Origin of the sequence: Shewanella sp. GutCb, from assembly GCF_002836135.1 — a bacterium.
Lineage (GTDB): Bacteria > Pseudomonadota > Gammaproteobacteria > Enterobacterales > Shewanellaceae > Shewanella.
Map to the genome: position 1 here is coordinate 47,452 of NZ_PJBL01000029.1, position 16,894 is coordinate 64,345.

Annotated in this window: 16 protein-coding genes; 4 read left to right on the top strand and 12 right to left on the bottom strand. The window is 42.7% G+C overall.

Annotation, left to right across the window (positions count from 1 at the left end):
* Nucleotides 1-15: 15 nt before the first annotated feature.
* The 4 genes from CXF86_RS17980 to yqfB form a co-directional block, all read right to left on the bottom strand.
* A complete protein-coding gene (locus CXF86_RS17980; protein WP_101089657.1) occupies nucleotides 16-3,126 on the bottom strand; it encodes an efflux RND transporter permease subunit in 3,111 nt (1,036 codons plus the stop codon).
* A complete protein-coding gene (locus tag CXF86_RS17985) occupies nucleotides 3,123-4,463 on the bottom strand; it encodes an efflux RND transporter periplasmic adaptor subunit (protein ID WP_102039676.1) in 1,341 nt (446 codons plus the stop codon). The genes CXF86_RS17980 and CXF86_RS17985 overlap by 4 nt, the downstream gene beginning before the upstream one ends.
* Nucleotides 4,463-5,074, bottom strand: coding sequence for a TetR/AcrR family transcriptional regulator (locus tag CXF86_RS17990; protein WP_101089655.1), 612 nt, complete (start codon nucleotides 5,072-5,074; stop codon nucleotides 4,463-4,465). Before CXF86_RS17990 ends, CXF86_RS17985 begins: the two co-directional genes overlap by 1 nt.
* A gap of 156 nt (nucleotides 5,075-5,230) precedes the next feature.
* Nucleotides 5,231-5,536, bottom strand: a complete 306-nt coding sequence (gene yqfB, locus CXF86_RS17995) for a N(4)-acetylcytidine aminohydrolase (RefSeq protein ID WP_101089654.1) — start codon at nucleotides 5,534-5,536, stop codon at nucleotides 5,231-5,233.
* Nucleotides 5,537-6,055: 519 nt separating this feature from the next.
* On the opposite strand from yqfB, the gene CXF86_RS18000 reads away from it, so the two are divergent.
* The gene (locus CXF86_RS18000) at nucleotides 6,056-6,271 is read left to right on the top strand and encodes a DUF2986 domain-containing protein (RefSeq protein WP_101089653.1); all 216 of its coding nucleotides are present in this window, start codon (nucleotides 6,056-6,058) and stop codon (nucleotides 6,269-6,271) included.
* Nucleotides 6,272-6,291: 20 nt separating this feature from the next.
* Here the strand turns inward: CXF86_RS18000 and CXF86_RS18005 are convergent, their stop codons facing one another.
* Both CXF86_RS18005 and CXF86_RS18010 read right to left on the bottom strand, forming a co-directional pair.
* Nucleotides 6,292-7,821, bottom strand: a complete 1,530-nt coding sequence (locus CXF86_RS18005; RefSeq protein ID WP_102039677.1) for an MATE family efflux transporter — start codon at nucleotides 7,819-7,821, stop codon at nucleotides 6,292-6,294.
* A 96-nt stretch (nucleotides 7,822-7,917) separates the two neighbouring features.
* Complete coding sequence (locus CXF86_RS18010) at nucleotides 7,918-8,751, bottom strand: ion transporter (protein ID WP_102039678.1); 834 nt, start codon at nucleotides 8,749-8,751, stop codon at nucleotides 7,918-7,920.
* Nucleotides 8,752-8,981: 230 nt separating this feature from the next.
* Here CXF86_RS18010 and CXF86_RS18015 point away from each other — a divergent pair, with 230 nt between their 5' ends.
* Together CXF86_RS18015 and CXF86_RS18020 are read left to right on the top strand one after the other, a co-directional pair.
* Nucleotides 8,982-9,464 (top strand): L,D-transpeptidase family protein, encoded by a 483-nt coding sequence (locus tag CXF86_RS18015; RefSeq protein WP_232775184.1) that lies wholly within the window; start codon nucleotides 8,982-8,984, stop codon nucleotides 9,462-9,464.
* Nucleotides 9,465-9,542: 78 nt separating this feature from the next.
* Nucleotides 9,543-10,100 carry a VOC family protein gene (locus CXF86_RS18020; RefSeq protein WP_102039679.1) on the top strand — a complete coding sequence of 186 codons (558 nt, stop codon included), beginning with the start codon at nucleotides 9,543-9,545 and terminating at the stop codon, nucleotides 10,098-10,100.
* Nucleotides 10,101-10,148: 48 nt separating this feature from the next.
* On the opposite strand, the gene CXF86_RS18025 is transcribed toward CXF86_RS18020, so the two are convergent.
* A complete protein-coding gene (locus CXF86_RS18025) occupies nucleotides 10,149-10,532 on the bottom strand; it encodes a hypothetical protein (RefSeq protein ID WP_232775089.1) in 384 nt (127 codons plus the stop codon).
* Between the two features lie 18 nt (nucleotides 10,533-10,550).
* On the bottom strand, nucleotides 10,551-10,856 hold the full coding sequence (locus CXF86_RS18030; RefSeq protein WP_102039680.1) for a monooxygenase: 306 nt from the start codon (nucleotides 10,854-10,856) through the stop codon (nucleotides 10,551-10,553).
* A 172-nt stretch (nucleotides 10,857-11,028) separates the two neighbouring features.
* On the opposite strand from CXF86_RS18030, the gene CXF86_RS18035 reads away from it, so the two are divergent.
* Nucleotides 11,029-11,913, top strand: a complete 885-nt coding sequence (locus tag CXF86_RS18035) for a LysR family transcriptional regulator (RefSeq protein WP_101089647.1) — start codon at nucleotides 11,029-11,031, stop codon at nucleotides 11,911-11,913.
* A 104-nt stretch (nucleotides 11,914-12,017) separates the two neighbouring features.
* Here the strand turns inward: CXF86_RS18035 and CXF86_RS18040 are convergent, their stop codons facing one another.
* The 4 genes from CXF86_RS18040 to CXF86_RS18055 form a co-directional block, all read right to left on the bottom strand.
* A complete protein-coding gene (locus CXF86_RS18040; protein WP_102039681.1) occupies nucleotides 12,018-12,767 on the bottom strand; it encodes a toxin-antitoxin system YwqK family antitoxin in 750 nt (249 codons plus the stop codon).
* Nucleotides 12,768-13,293: 526 nt separating this feature from the next.
* The gene (locus CXF86_RS18045) at nucleotides 13,294-14,586 is read right to left on the bottom strand and encodes a DUF4785 domain-containing protein (RefSeq protein ID WP_101089645.1); all 1,293 of its coding nucleotides are present in this window, start codon (nucleotides 14,584-14,586) and stop codon (nucleotides 13,294-13,296) included.
* Between the two features lie 9 nt (nucleotides 14,587-14,595).
* Nucleotides 14,596-15,459 (bottom strand): hypothetical protein, encoded by an 864-nt coding sequence (locus tag CXF86_RS18050; protein WP_101089644.1) that lies wholly within the window; start codon nucleotides 15,457-15,459, stop codon nucleotides 14,596-14,598.
* A 378-nt stretch (nucleotides 15,460-15,837) separates the two neighbouring features.
* On the bottom strand, nucleotides 15,838-16,755 hold the full coding sequence (locus CXF86_RS18055; protein WP_102039682.1) for a M14 family metallopeptidase: 918 nt from the start codon (nucleotides 16,753-16,755) through the stop codon (nucleotides 15,838-15,840).
* Nucleotides 16,756-16,894: the final 139 nt, after the last annotated feature.

A 16,894-nucleotide genomic window follows, 5' to 3' on the forward strand; every position in this document is an offset into this window, starting at 1 on the left:
CCCTTGTTATCCGTACTATGCCCTTAGCTCATTATCTTTAGCGCTAAAACTCACTTTGCCAAAGTCCTCTAATATTGCGTAACAAGCAGGTACCATAAATAGCACCAGCGCGGTCGAGGCAAAAATACCAAACACCATTGAGATGACTAATGGCTGCAATACTTGCGCCTGAATACTCGTTTCAAGTAGCAGCGGTAACATACCCGCTGCAGTGGTCAGTGACGTAATAAACACGGCTCTAAAGCGCTCCTTACTGGCACTCACTACCGCCTCATGCACAGATTGCCCTTCATCCACATGAAAACGAATATATTGCACTAGTAATATCGAGTCATTAACCACCACTCCGGACAACGCAATAAATCCCATTATCGAAGGCATACTCATGGAAAACCCAAGCAGTAAATGTCCCCAGAAAACACCGATAAGGCCTAACGGTATAACCGCCATCACCACTAACGGCTCAAGGTAGCTCTTAAACTGTAAACTCAAGATAGCAAATACCCCCAATAGCCCCAGAATAAAGCCGGACACCATTGAGTTTCGAGTCGTGGAACTTTCTTTGACTTCACCTTCAAAACTGACCCGCACTCCTGGGTAACGCGTTAATAGCTTGGGTAATAGTTCCTCTTTAAATGCGGTGTTAATTTCTCCCCCATTGGCTAGATGAGTATCCACTTCACCAGTGATCGTCACAAAGCGCATACCGTCTAAACGTGAAATTTTGACGTAATTACGTTGCCAAGTGAAATCTGCCACGGCTGACAGCGGTACCTGTTCGCCAGACGTATTGAGAGTAATAGGAAAGTTAGCCAGGTTTTCAAGTTTTGCAGCGTCGCCTTTATCGAGTTGCACATCTATCTGAATACTCTCTGGACCCACTTGAATGTAATCTGCTGTTTGATGAAAATAAGCGCCCCTCAATTGGCTCGCTAACATCATGCCGTTGACACCAAATGCCTCTGCACCGGGCTTTAAGGTCATTAAAATTTCAGACTTACCAGGACGCATACTGTCCATGACACCCGATACACCGTTAAAACCACTAATGTATTGCTGCACATCAATTGACGCTGATTTAAGCTGCTGCAAATTATCACCTCGCAGACGTATGTCTATTGCGCGGCCCGCGGGTCCCATTTTCGGCTGTTTATACACAATGGCAATGGGATCAGCTAATTCGCCTACGCCTTGCTCCCATTCACGGATAAAGGTGTTTATCCGTGTTTGCCGCACCTCGGCGCTGAGCAGGTCGATCTTAACCGTCGCCACATGCGCGCCACTCTCGTTAGCATCACTATTGAAGTTAAACCGCTGCGTAATATGCTTAATTAACGGCTGACCATCTTCATTTTTGCTGTATTTCTCATTCAACACCTGTGCTGCGCTAACAATCTTGGCAACCACGAAGTCTGTTTGCGCTAATGTAGAACCCGGCGGCAAAATTATTCGCGCCTCCACCACATCACCATCAAGCTCAGGAAAGGCAATAAACTTAACCATTCCCCCCGCAGCTAACGATACTGATATCAGCAACAAACTAATAACTGCGCCCATAAAGGCATAGCGCCAAGCAATAACCCACTCCACAGCTGCAACTAAATTGACGGTTCTAAAATGCTCGAACCTGCGGTTAAACTCGGTTTTAAATCGACTGGTTTTACGCTCTTTCCCTTTCGCTGCATGGGCTAAGTGGTTCGGTAAAATCAAGAATGCTTCAACCAAACTCACCGTCAAAATAAGCAAAAGTGTTTGCGGGACCACTCTGAGCACTTTACCCATATCACCTTCCATAAAGGCGATGCTAGAAAAGATAAACACCGTGGTTAAAAATGATGAAACAACCCCCGGCAGTACTCGCTTAACGCCTTGGATCACCGCTTCCGTTTTATCTAACCCCCGTTCGATATGCGATGCCACCGATTCAGCAATAACAATGGCGTCATCCATCATAATGCCGATCGCCATTAAAAAAGCCACCAAGGTCATGATGTTAATCGTCAACCCCACTTGCGCCATAAAGAACAGACTCCCCATAAATGCCACAGGTAAGCCCATTGCGACCCAAAATGAATAGCGAAAGCTGAAAAACAACCACATACATAAAAAGACCAGTAACACCCCTTGCCAACCATTTTTGGTTAGCATGGTAAGACGGTCCCACAGTAAGGAGCTTAAGTCATTAGAGGTACTGATATTAACGCCACTGGGCGTGCGTAGTTTTTCGGCCTCTAAAAAGCCCATCACTTCCTCTTTCAAGCGCAGAGAGTCTTGTGATTTGTTCTTAAACACCGTAAGAATGGCCGCTGGTTCGCCATCAAAACGAACATGATCTTCATCTAACTCAAATCTGTCCGTCAGTTTGGCGACATCTCGTAAGCGCACCACGCCGCCCTCGGCATTAGAACGGATCACGATATTGGCCAGCTTATCCGCTTCAACTTCTCGTTGGTCGAACCTTATCAAGATGTTCTTACTTGCGGTCTCTAACGTCCCACTGGGTAGTTGCACATTTTGCTGTTCAATTTGAGCAGCGACATCGGCAACACTCATGCCTAAGCGCTTGAGTGCATCAAGCGAGATCTCGACTAATAGTTGATGTTGCGAAAAGCCAGCGATCTCAACTTGGCGAATGCTGGTATCAAGCTTTAAACGTCGCTTAAAATCCTCAGCATACGCTTTCAACTCTGGTTTGCTGGTTGATGCCGACAATGCAATATCGATGATCGGCTCATTAAAGTTAAGCTCTTCAACGATGGGGGGTTCTATCTCTGCGGGGAAGTCTTTGATTGATGCTATTTTTGTTTGAACATCAACCAGATTACGGCCTAAATCGGCATTATCATCGAGCTTGATGGTCATCTGCGCAACGCCTTCCAAAGCGTCACATTTAGTTTCAACAATGCTGCCTAGGCTGTCGATCGCATCTTCCATGCGTAAACAAAGGTTTTCTTCAACGTCTTGCGGTGATGCGCCTGGTAACACCACACGTGCACTGATGTAGTTCGGCGAAAATTCAGGGAACGTTTCACGCTTTAACTCAGGTAAGGCCTTTATACCCAAAATAATAAGCGCCAACATCAGTAGATGAGTTGCCGTAGGATGACGAACAAAAAAGGCAATCACAGCGCAGCTTCCTCGTTTGTGTTTGAAACCTCAGCATTGCTGTTATGACTGCGCAGCGCCATTCCGGTTACTGCGGGAATAATATCGGTCAATACCAGCTGCATATTGTCATTAAGATCGCCTTGCACCGCAGCATGTCCTTCTTGACGAAATAACACCTGCACGTCAATTATTTGCAAGCGGTTGTCGCTATCCATTAAATACAACTTGTCCCCATGCAAAGCCCGCTCAGACACCATCCAGTAGTCTTTTGCACTGCCTTTAATACGTGCGCTAACAAACATGCCGTGAACTAACGGCGGTGATTGGCCAATTTTGAGTTCGCGATATTGCTGCTTAACTTGTAAAACCACACTGACGGTGGCCAATGTTGGGTCAACAGTTTCGCCAATACGGCTTATTTTTGCTGGCCATTTAAAGACATAAGCAGCACTTTTAAGGGTGATTTCGGCGGTTAACCCGAGCGTTTCAGCATTGGGTAGCTGCTTATTCAAAGTTGTTGGCTTGTCGACGGTTTTCATTAATGTCATTAGATCGGCGAGCGATAACTGCGCCTCAACTTCCATGATCTCCGTTCCATTGATCCTTGCCAGTACTTGTTGTGGCGAAACAACTTGGTTGTTTTCCACATTAACCTCGGAAACTCGGCCTTCGAATGGCTGGCGAATTTCCGTTTTATCGAGCTGGCTTTGTGATTCATCTTCTCGCGCAACGGCTTGTAATAATTGTGCTTGTAGCACATCAGTTTCGTTTGGCATTAGATTAAGGTTGTTGTTTAAATCTTGGATTTTTTGCTTTTGAACCAGCACATTCTGGCGCTCACCATCGAGTTCAGATTGAGAGATCAAATTTTGCTTTCTTAAGGTCTCTTTACGTTGCAGATCGGATTTGACCAAATCATAGCGATTGGTTTCAATTTCGAGTGACAACTTAAGGTTCTCCAGCTGTAACCCTTTACCGATCAGTTGACCTTCTAATGCTTTTCTATCGGCTTGTGCTTGCGCTAAACGAATTTGATAATCGAGCGGATCTATCGATAATAGCAAAGTCCCTTCGGGGATCATTTTCCCGACGGCTAAATCTGGATGCTTGTAAATAATTTTACCGCCAACTTCAGGCAACAATTGCCATTGCACCTTTGGCGCTACACGGCCAAACGCATCGACTTGAGCGACAACAGAACTTTTGTGCAGGGCAATAACATCTACCAACTTACTTTGCTCTAACTGCTCCTCTAGAGGAGGATGGCCCTTAAACATAATCACTGAAAATAACGTTACAACACCTACGGCTACAGCTGGGAAAAAGTACCAACGTTTACCCTTAATTATATCCATCAGTCTTGATCTCCAAATAAACCTTTCTCGAGTAACTTAATATTGTGTTTTGCTAATCTTTGATAAAAATCGTCATCTAATTCAAATCCATGCAGCTCGGCCATTGATTGTGGGATCACAAAGGGGAAGATCATTAAGCTCATCATCGACATCTTCACCAACATGGGATCGGTATCACTGCACTTGTGTAACAGCGGCTTCGGCATTGGCGTTAGATTAGCTAATGGCGTGAACAGCTTAAAAATGACTCCTTTGGCTTCATGTGAATGTTCTGAACTCATTAGCCTGAACAGAAAACGGGGGAAATCGGGAGTCTCTGTCATCGTTTGATAAAAATTGTCTAAGATATCTGACATTTTTAGCGGATTATCACCCTGGTTAATCGTTTTGCTACGTTGTAACACTGGCGAGATAAATTCGGCAATCATAACTTCAAAGAGGCCAAGCTTATTACCGAAATAGTAGCGGATCATCGCCATATTAACCCCTGCTTCTTCAGCGATTTGGCGAATACTCACTTTGTCATAATCTGAAGCAATAAAGCAGATACGCGCAGCGCGGATAAGGCTGTCGCGTACTTGGGTAGCAGGTTCGCTTTTTTGATCTGTCATGAATGGTCTACTTAGTGTTATTCACTTGAATAATGCTAAGTCTACTTGCTCGATGTTGATATTGCATGATTTATCGTTATTCAAAAACCCTGCTTATGAATAGACATTGGACCCGCTGAGATGAGTCTAAGCAGATTGAAATGGTTTAAGTTATGGCTATAGCAATTTAAAGTTAATTTGATAAAGCGCTTGGATTTCTGGATAGATCTCTCTAATTAAGGTCTTTAACTCTACCAGAGTCATATTTTCCTGCTGGGCATGCAACAAGTTTAAGTCGTCAAACTTAACCCAAGCAACGCTTAGAATGTGTAGCTGACCGTAACAAGTTGCGGTTTCTAAATTGGCCACATTAACGGTTTGGCCAGCTTCAAAGTGAGACTCACTTTTATCTCTTAAAGTGATTGTCTTACGACCTGCCAGAATATCATTCTCAAAACGTTGGAAAAAAGTGATCGTTTGCATTTTATCTCTACTCAAATGTGTCAGTTAATTTAAGGCTAGTGATCTCGTCCCACTCTGGAGATTAAATGCGGAAGCAAGAGCGGAACCGTATGCCAAAGCCGAGAATAACAATTACTGCGACTTGATGCCTTGAACTCTGTCACTTCTAGGCATGCAAAATTGTGCATTTAAAGTTTGTTTGGCGATTACGCTAATAACACTAGGCCCGCAACTGCTGCATAGTGCCGAAATACGTCGTGATATCAAGGCAAAGCTCATATGTAATCGTCGCTAATAAAGAGTGAGTTCTAGACCAATATAACGGCCTTTTATCCGCTACAAAATGTCCCTAACTGTATTAGCGAGCCATTTTAAGCACATATTTGTCTGTTTGAATATCTACAAATTAACGACATACTTAAGGAATTGAGGTTGGTACTGTGGCGTAGCGGTCAGCTTTAGGGTAAAATCCGCTTCCGATTTCAAGCTTGGCGCACAATGCGCTAAAATTGTCTTAGATTGACGTATCGTAGAGAACACATGAACAAAAAACAGAAAATGATCAAAATGACGGCGAAGCGTGCCAAGGCTCGTTTAAATAAGCACACTCCTCCTACGATCAAAAAATACGTATCTAAGGCTGAACGTGCTGAGAATTTAGCTAAGCTTGAAGCTGAAGAATTAGCAGCACAGAGCGCTACCGCGACTGAAGTATCTATCGATACTAGTGAAACGGATGCCACACCAACCAGCTAATTAGGTTTGTGTTATTGAGCTTACTTGGTTGATGGGCCCTTGCCTTTCACACCAATAAGCTCAGCGATTTCATTACTTGCTTCACAATCCTGCTCTTCTGTCACCATTGCCATATTTGCACATGAAGAAGACAACGGACTTTGGCTACTTAAACTTAATTCCTCATCAAACTCACTTATCACTTCAGCAGTCTGCGGCACGTCACTCGTTTTAGTCTGTCCTTCGGTAAGACCTCTTACTTTATCCACTAAACGATAAGCCATTAACACACCAAGCACACCAAAGATAATCGAGCCTATAGCTTGGCCCACAAGTACTCCGTAAACTCCACCCCACTTAGCCCCGAAATACACAAATGGGATAGTCCCAATCGTTGCTTTACCAACATTAAATAACGTCGAATACTTAGCTTTACCTAAGTTATTAAATGAAGCGTTTGCGACAAACAATACCCCCGAAAAAATGAAAAATATCGCAATATAACTACAAAAGAATAAAATCAATTCTGCGGCATCACCTTTCATGTCGAACACGTTGACGATTTGATTACGGCTTAAAAATAGCAATACTGAGACCACCACGACATAGGCGCTACAGAACTGAATCGCACGGGTCAATGACTCCTTCACCCGTCCAAACTCCTGAGCACCATAATTTTGTCCTACAATCGGTCCCACAGCACCCGATAAGGCAAAAATCATCCCGAATGAAACCGGTATTAACCTGCCTAATACCGCCCAACCCGCAACATAACTGTCACCAAAATCAGCAATCGCACGTGTCACAACAGCATTACCAATCGGTGTTGCAACGTTGGTGAGCATTGCGGGTCCCGCTATCGCAAAAATAGGCTTTAAGTCGGCAATAAAATGCTCCTTATTAAAGCGACCAAATAAATTATGCTTAACCATTACCCCTCTTGCTGCCACCAGGAGTACCGCCAAGCGGGCTAAAACAGAAGCCACTGCGGCACCTTCTATTCCCATAGCAAACATAAAGATAAAAATAGGGTCAAAGATCGCGTTAACGCCACCGCCGACTAACGTTGATATCATCGATAATTTTGCATCACCAACGGCTCTTAAGGCGCTACCTAGCGCCATTGCCAAGCAAATTAGCGGTAATGAAGGCACTAATATATAGAGGTAATCAGCAGCTAGTTCCGCGGTTTTACCGGTTGCGCCCACAAGGCTCAGCAGCTCGGGAATAAAAAGAAAGACACTGATAGCCACGACGATGCTGATCAACAAAGTGACCACTGCGCTATTAAGTAACAAACGCTTGGCCTTTTTCATCTCTTTAGCGCCAATAGAGCGTGACACTAGAGCGCCCAGAGCAATGGATAACCCGATACCAATAGAGGTCGTAAAAAATGAAATGGTGCCTGCATAGCCCACGGCGGCGGCAAGCTCTTGTTCACCCAATAAACTCAAGAAAAACATATCCAGCAAATCGACCACAAACAGCGCAGATATGCCAACGGCAGCCGTTGAACTCATCGTCAAAATATGCCGCAGAATCGATCCTTGTACAAACTTGGCTACTGCCATAAAACCTCTTAGCCTGTGGCTAATTTAGATGCATCTTTAATCTCGGGGGCAGCTTTATTTATGTGTATTGGCTGAACTCGCTTCACTCAAACAACGCTAAATATCCGTTTCAAGTTCGCTACCACACTTATCACAATACAATGCACTGTTGTCGTGCCCCACTTTCAAACAATTACTGCAACGGCGTAAATCTTTACTTCTCCCTATCTCTTGAGAGATCTCCGCGGTGAGAATACCCGTAGGAATAGCAATAATGGAGTAACCCAACAGCATCGTAAATGCGGCAATTGCCTGCCCTAAGTTAGTACCTGGGGTAATGTCGCCATAGCCAACCGTGGTAATGGTGACGATGGTCCAGTAGATAGATTTTGGAATTGAAGTAAAGCCATTATTGGGGCCTTCAACAACATACATGATTGAACTTAACACCACGACGATTAAACTGACTGAGAAGAAAAACAGAAAGACTTTACGGCTCGATTGTATCATTGCTCGTAACAGTATATTACCTTCACTTAAATAGCGTAAAAGCTTGAATACTCTAAATATTCTAAATAACCTTAAGACTCTGATCACCATGGTAAAATTGGCACCAGGAAATACTAACGCTAAATAAGTCGGTAGTATAGATAACAGGTCCACTACCCCATAAAAGCTTTTAGCGTAACTTAGCGGACTGGCTGAACAATATAAACGCAGTAAATATTCCACTGTAAAAATGAGGGTAAAGCCCCACTCTAAGACAACAATTATCTCGCCATATTTTTGATGGATATGTCCAACGGTATCAAGAAAAACCAACATCACGCTAAGGATAATACAGACGATTAAACTGATATCGAAAAAGCGGCCTGCGGGGGTATCAGTTCCAAAAATTATTCGACGAAGTTTAAGCTTAAATAAGCTTTCTGAATCCGTTTCATTTACCATTTTGACCGCTGTTCCTTGCTATACATTGCTCTAAACTCATTCGACTTAAACCGAATTATCAAGGCATTAAAATAGATGATACGAATAGTGTGACACGCAAACCGCAAGAGCTCAAAAATAATCTTATCCGTATACATCAACAATCAAGGTTTTTGAGGTAACATAAGTCATATATTCACAAGCTAAGGGCGTTATGCTCAGGGTTGTACATGCGTTTTATCTGTTTTTCCATGCTTAAAGTAACACTGCTGTTGTGTAGCCTAATCCCAAGCCTCTCATTCGCTAGCGACAAAGCCGATTTAGTCGTCGTCACCAAATCAACAGCAAGCTTATCATTATTAAGCCAAGGCAAGATTTTCAAATCCTATCGAATAGCAATGGGCGATAACCCCGTAGGACATAAACTGACCGAAGGCGATCAACGCACCCCTGAAGGCCGTTATTTACTCGATTACAAAAAGTCAGACAGCGCCTACTATCGTTCAATTCATATCTCCTACCCTAATGATGAAGACAAATTACGCGCTGATGCTTTAGGAATTCAGCCAGGAGGACAGATAATGATCCATGGTGAGAACCCCCATTCAAACCTGAGTCCAAAAGAGGCACAAAATTACAATTGGACCGATGGCTGCATCGCGGTGACCAACGCTGAAATGGATGAGTTATGGCGTGCGATTGACGCGGGTACTCCAATCGAAATCTGGCCTTAGCCGTTATTTGTTAAGCCTACAAGGCTGAATAATTATCTTTCATCGACTCAGTCAGGCGTTTATCAGGAAACCTTTGTTATGACATACGAGCAATTAAGCCAAAGTTGGCCGAGCTTCAGCCAATCAATTACCGCCTTTATCGGTGAACTGGGACTAGACACACTTAATCTAGAGTGCGACCACAGCGCTTTACGCGTCAATACCACAGGCGTAGCGAATGAGCTACGAAATCAATTTTCAAAACACGGTAATATCATCTCTGACAACATGATCAATGGCAGGCCCATTTTGATTATTGAGCTTGATGTACCACTCATGCTAAATGATATAGAGATCCATTGTGTTGAACTGCCTTACCCTGGTGAAAAAACATACCCACAACAGGGTTGGGAACATGTCGAGCTGGTATTTAAGTGCGATGCCATTGATTGTGAGTCGTTAAGCCAACAGCTCATTAGTGCCGTGCCAACACTTGCGCCTATCATTGCCGGTACAACCGATATTAAGGTGAAGCAGAGTTCGCCAAAGGGCGATAAAGAGCGACTCGCTAACCCGACTATCGCCTTTAAGAAGAATGGTCTGTGCGTAAAGGTTCACCCCCACGGAATAAAAGCGGTGATAGCGTCTGAAGCCTAGTATTATAAAAACAGCAACCTTTTAGGTTGCTGTTTTTACATTACTTTATTAGTGTGGCTTTTGTTTCGCCAGCTGTAAATAACTCAAAATAGCCATCAATGTAAAGAACACTGGGTCGCTCCAGCCGAGACCAACAAAGATCCCCGAAACTCCAGCATAGACAGTGATCATCACCCCTAACAGGTTAGTTATAAACAGTGCCTTAAATAGCTTATTAGCGGTTTGGCCTACTTCTATATCTCTTAGTAATAAGCAAATCACCGCTATACCGCCTAGAAATATACTCGTATGTTGAGACAAGAAATAAGCATACCGGTCATTTATTTCAACCCCGTACATCGGCCACATCAAAGCAGGAATAAAAAATAAAGCCAATGCAAAGATCACATAAATCGTGCCGTTCACGGTTAAAAATGTTCGGTTATTCATCATCTTCTCTCTATTAATTGCCTAAGCAACAGGCCCTTTATTTATGTTTGAAAGTAAGGGATTTACCGCTAAAACCAGCCCTCTAATATTTTCAATACCCATCTTATTTAAGCGAACTGAATGCATTTCTAGATAAGCACGGGCTGTGGTTTCATCTTCGAACAAATAGATCCCACCACCAAGTTTATCTTGTTGGTTTTCTGTCCAGATTTTCCAGATCATGCCGGCTTCATTGTTAATCGACTCAGCAAGATCTGTCAGCATTGCTGCCATTTCGTCACCAAAGGGTCCTGTATAATCAAAGTCAACTTGTAATAATGTGTTCATAATTTATCTCCAAAGATCGAGTTAATGGCAAAATTGGCGAGCGATGTAATAGCTCCAAGTTCAGATGAATGAAGTTTTACTCCTCTCCGCCTTAAGAGAGGTGTCATAATACCTATAAAAATTGGACATAAAAGTTCATAATACTGCCAGTTGATGTAGATAAATTAGACATATGAGATTAAAGACAACCTTAGATCAGTGGTTAACATTATTTGAAATTGATAAAGCGGGTAGCATTCAAGCGGCTGCGGCGACATTGAATAAAAGCCATACCACGTTAATTTATTCGGTGAGAAAACTAGAAGATCAATTGGGAGTGCCGTTACTCAAAGTAGAGGGACGCAGGTCTATACTCACTGATGATGGAAAATCATTGCTTCGAAGAGCACAATCTATGCTTGAACAAGCCAAAGCTCTTGAGGAGATAAGTACTCAACTCGCCCAAGGGACCGAGTCAGAATTAACAGTTGCTATCGATCATCTATGTGATCGCCGATGGCTATACGCACCGATGGCTGAATTCTTTAAGCAAAACCACACAACATCAATTCAAGTGGTAGAAACATCATTGTCAAAAACACAAGAGATGGTCACTAACGAAAGTGCCGATATTTCTATTATCACTTTGCCTATAACTAACCACCCGTCAGAAACATTTGGGATGGCTAGCATGTTACCCGTTGTGGCCAAAAGCCACCCGTTAGCCGAGAAGCTTAACCCCTGTTTAGCAGATCTCAGTGCCACTAGGCAGATTGTGATCCGAGACTTAGGCCATCACGCTAAGCAAGATGTCGGCTGGCTAAAGTCGAACCAGCGCATTACCGTCGATAATTTTGATCATGCGTGGCAAGCAACAAAGCAAGGCTTAGGCTATTGCCGTTTACCTCGACACATAATCGAAAAACATAATGATAATGATATAAAGATCCTTAGGGTTGAGCATTCAAATCAATACCAAGTTCCCTTGCACCTGACTTTACCTAAAGGTGCTAAAACAGGCCCCGCTGCTCAAGAGTTGTATCAACTCATGCTTGCTTCTGCAAGTCATAGATCTTAAACATTACTATTGCCGAACTTTATCCATTTCCCTATGAAATAACTCAACACAAAGCTAAAAGGTCAGCAGTAACTGACCTTTTTATTCATAAAAAAATAGCGGCGTTAGTCTTTCAGTTGGCCATTTTCTTCCCACTTAACAACCTTACTCACTTTTTTACCATATTCGTATTCAACTTCGCTCTTCTTTTTGCCATTGTCATAATATTTGACTACGGTGCCATGTTTCTCATCATGTAAGTAATTCTTTTCCTCTTTGAGGCTACCGTTGCTGTACCACTCTTGCTCTTTCCCTTGCTTTTCACCCAACTTATATTCGGTTTTGCTCTCTAATGAACCATTGTTAGCATACTCAACTTTTACGCCATCTTTTTTATCATTGAGGTAACCAATAGCTTCTTTTAACTCACCACTTTTATACCACTCACGTTTCAAGCCATTTTTGTGGCCGTCACTATAGTGAGTCTGGCTTACTTTTAAATCACTCGACTTTTTTGAATACTGAGTGAATTCACCATGCTTTATATCACCACGGTAATACCCTATTTCCTCAGCATAACCATTCTTAAAAAATGCACGGTATTCACCACTCTTATTACCATCCTTATAGCTATATTCGGTCTCAACTGTGCCACTACTGTAATACTTTGTGCTCAAGCCAGATTTTAGACCATTACGATAATTAACTTTTTTCTTAAGCTTTCCGTTGCTACGTTTTTGATTATAAGTGCCTGTAAGCAACATATCCGTGTTTTCTTGGTAAACCATTCCAGCGCGAATATCGATACTATCTACATTGAGCGCCGATGCACTAAAGCTCAAACATAAAAGGGGCACTAAAAGATACTTCATCATAATCCTCATTCCATTATTAAGGGGTAAACCTTTGAATTACATTGCTGTTTTATTAAGTAACATCTCCATAGCATTCAAGAGATTCTATTTAACAGATAATAATACCAATCTCTTTATCAAAAAAAAACACCTCAGTATCATCGAGTACAATGCAATACAGGCTAAGAATACGAGAGTTCACTGCTTACGACAGTAAAGCCGTTATTGTTATCTAAGCTCGAATGGGCAAGCAATGTCCAATATAGATATGGTTCCGCAATATGTTGTTAATGAGAGCCGAGCTGTGACAGCACCAAATGTTATTATCCTTTTGATTAATAATGAATAAGTATATTACATATTGCCATACCTGTCGTAAGTTCCCGTAGAATATCTGTACTGCATTAATGATATTGAAATGAGAATAACCATCATCTCAATCACAGCCTTGTTCAGCTATCCTACGGGAGTTCGAAAACGAATATGGTGAAATCGTTCAGGTATATGTAACGCGCCTTATCTCAACTCTAGCGCTATGACTTACTGTTTATAGACGCATTATTAGCGCTTGCTGCAGATAGCTCAACCTCGCCATCTGTCCTTGATCCACAAGTTCTAGCGACTTTATCTTAAAAGGTGCTTTTAACCCCGACGCCTTAATGACACTCGCATCAAGATTTAGGGTTATTTGAGATGACTTAGAGGTTAACCAATTGGCTGATTGCGTCGTCAGAATAAGCTTGTCATTGCCAAGTTCGTCCGTACCTGTCAGTGCAGCATTTATACCAAATCGGCCCTCGTGCTCTACTGCAACATCAAATATCAACAGCTTTGGCACTTGATCTTGCCACTGACTTTCTACAGAGCTATTGAGCTTCGCCGTCGGTACAAATTGCTTAAAAGCCGTTTTTACCGTTCTAAAAACGGCTTGGCCATTCACTTGGGTTTGAATGTTTACTTGGATTTCACTCAAGCCTAAATTACTCTCTGGCATCTTAGATGCTGTCGGTAACTTAGCCTGCCATTGACCATTGACCAGCTTCAAATCTAAAGTCTGAATTTTTCCATCTGCATGCTTCAAACTTGCTTGCGGCTGTAGCTCCGACTGGCTATTACTTAAACTAAGAGACAGCGGCATACTTGATACGTCACTTGCTACACGGTTAATACTCGATAACGTTAGCTGATAGGGAGATCCCTTCTCTTTCACATTCACTAAATATTGGCCACCTTGATCAAGCGATTGCACTACCCTTAGCTTATATATCCCAGCTGTGGCATTTTTTGATAATGTGAGTGCACTTGAATTATCATCTAGCCCTGCAGTAGCCAATGCATCTGCATCCGTTAATGACTTGATATACGATACAGACTTGTCAGTTTTAGCACCCACTTTTTGTAGCTGAATCTGCTCTGGTGATATCGACTGGCTTTTAATGATACTTCCAGAGCGATTATCCGCTCTTGGGGCAACTCTGATAATGCTTGACGGCTGGCTTATGGCTAGTTTAACCCCTTTATTGAGTTCTGCCCCCGACACCGTCATCCAAAACTCATCACTTTGACTACTGGAAGTCGACGAGGGTAATAGTAACGCTTGCTCACTAGGATTGACGTTAACGAAACTAATTGAATCCCGGCTACTATTGATTGCATCTAAAACTGGGCTCTGAACCTCGCCAATAATAAGATCTCCTACTTGTGGCGTAGCGAGCGTAAACAGCTTAGTACTTACTTCCATACTCTGCTTTGACTCTGTGGCTTGCGGTTCATCACTCTGACAGCCGGCAAAAAGAACCCCTGCGGTGATTGTCACCAAAGCACTTGTTAATATATTCATTGGTGGCTCCTATATATGATCGCGAATTAGACGATGAAGGTTAAAACAAGCACGTCGACTTTGTTGGTGGCTTAACGGCTCTTTTCCTGCTGTGCGTTGTTTGTCAGTAAACCAAACCGTTCCTGCGGCACTTTGAGAGCTACATTCTAAAAAGCCATCAGAGCAATCATCCAACCAGTTTTGAGTCGTTTCTAATGCAACTTGATACTGGTAGCCAGCACAATAACTGTCACCATCCCAAATAGCAGAATCTACATCAGAACCAACCACCACCTCAAAGGGGCGACTTAAACTAGGTCGTCCTGAGGTTCCATGCAACCAAGTGTTGTTGTAGTACTGCATCCAACTAACTTGTTGCTGCTTGACTGCATCACTGCCATAACCTAACAACCAACCTAGAGAGGTTTCAAAAACATTGCCTTGATTTACCGCATCCGCCAATGGCGTACCTCCACTTGAGGGAGCGAGTGCCACCACGCGCTCGGTAACATTAATAATCTTGGGATAACGACTGTCCCAAGTTGGATTTGAAAGAATCCAACGCACAACATTGCCACCATTAGAGTGGGTGATCATCGTCAGGGAATCGATCTGTTTAGTGTTGATAAAGCTCGACAACTGTTCTGCTAAGCAACCAGCCGCAGATTCTTGCCACATGTATTGGTCAAAATCACAATTTACAACAACATAATTGTCCGGTTCAGTTATCCCCTGCCTAACGGTATCGACAAATTCTCGACTCCAATAATCAGAAAGAGCATCAGTTTGATGTCCGGTTCCATGTATAAATGCGATCCCTGTTGCACTATGTGCAAAGGGGCTGATAGCGACCAACACCAGTAAGGTTAAGGTGAATTGATTAAAGATCTTCATTTTTTATCTCTATTGTTATTGTCTGAATAGTCTTTTACGAGGTCAGACATCTGACCTCTTTAGCCAACCTAACGACTAGAAATTAAGGTATCAAGAAAAACTTCAGGTACGGAAGTACTAGTTAACTTGATGATTTAGAAATGAATGTTTTAAACAAAATATGAAGTGCAGCCTCCTAGCTTTAGTAGGCGCTTAATTAGTGGATTCTCTGTTTGAATTGACGTTAGAATTGAATGTGAATTATTTTAAAGTAGATTACATATGTAGTGACTAATATCGTTTCTGGAACAAAAACAACACTTTCCCCTCTGTAATTTATATATATAGGCATTTAATAGAGATCAAATTCGCCCCATTATCACAATGGGGCGATGGTAGTTAAAGTGTCAACAAATAATCCAAACCACCGGTGATCGCCGCAACCTGAGCGATAATACAGTTCTCGTCATCCACCAGTGGACTATCTGGGTACACTTCTGTCGTTGATACATATGTTGCACCGCTTAAGCCAGCACACAGCCCCAATGCCTTGGTGGCATAATTAATTACACCAAACTGTGCCAGTTCAACACCAATCAGCTTGCCACTGTCATCAGCAGGAGCAATATGAGTCACTTGTTCGACTGCAGCAATCATCGCCTTTTGAAAAGCAGGTTGTGGGTTAATGGTGTCACCGACGAGATAAAACCCATCAGGGATACTCCAATTATCATGCACTACGGCATCTCGTGCGGCTAACGCCGGTCTAAACTCGCTATTATCAGTATCTGTCGTTTCATGCAAATCAATATGAGCAAAAATGTCTGCATTAATTGATGCCAAGTAGTTCAGTACAGCCGCAGACTCTTCTGCTGGGCTGTCTTGATAAAATGAGCGATTTGGATCTATAGCACCTGGGTTCCAGCGGTTAATAGTCTCGTAACCCCAAGGGCTAACACAGGGAATGAGTACGATATTAAAATGTTCAGCGTAAGCTTGCGCTTTTGTCTCCATAAAACGAATAGCCCCTTGCACACCGCTCGTCTCGTAACCATGTACGCCGCCGGTGACCAAAATAATCTGTTTTGTCGGCTGCCAGTTATGACTCTTTAGCGCATACAAAGGATATTTAGCCTCATCACACGACAGCGCACCATATTGCTCTAGGGTGAATTGTTCCCCTAGTGCCAGCACTTTACTCAGTACTTGCTCTTGATATGAGCGCTTTACTGACTGCATAGCAAGCCAAGCTAACTTATCAGCATCGCTCCATTTCTGTCCGGTTGAGCCTATAGGGTAGTGTTGTGAAGAGTTCATTAATTTTCCTTTTATTTGCGCGACAATACATTAATTTTTTAAGGTCTTTATATTGTATTGAGAGCTGCGAAGCATAAACATCACCCCTTTGAATTTCAATCATCATTTAATTTATTCAAGGCATTAATGTGATTGCAAA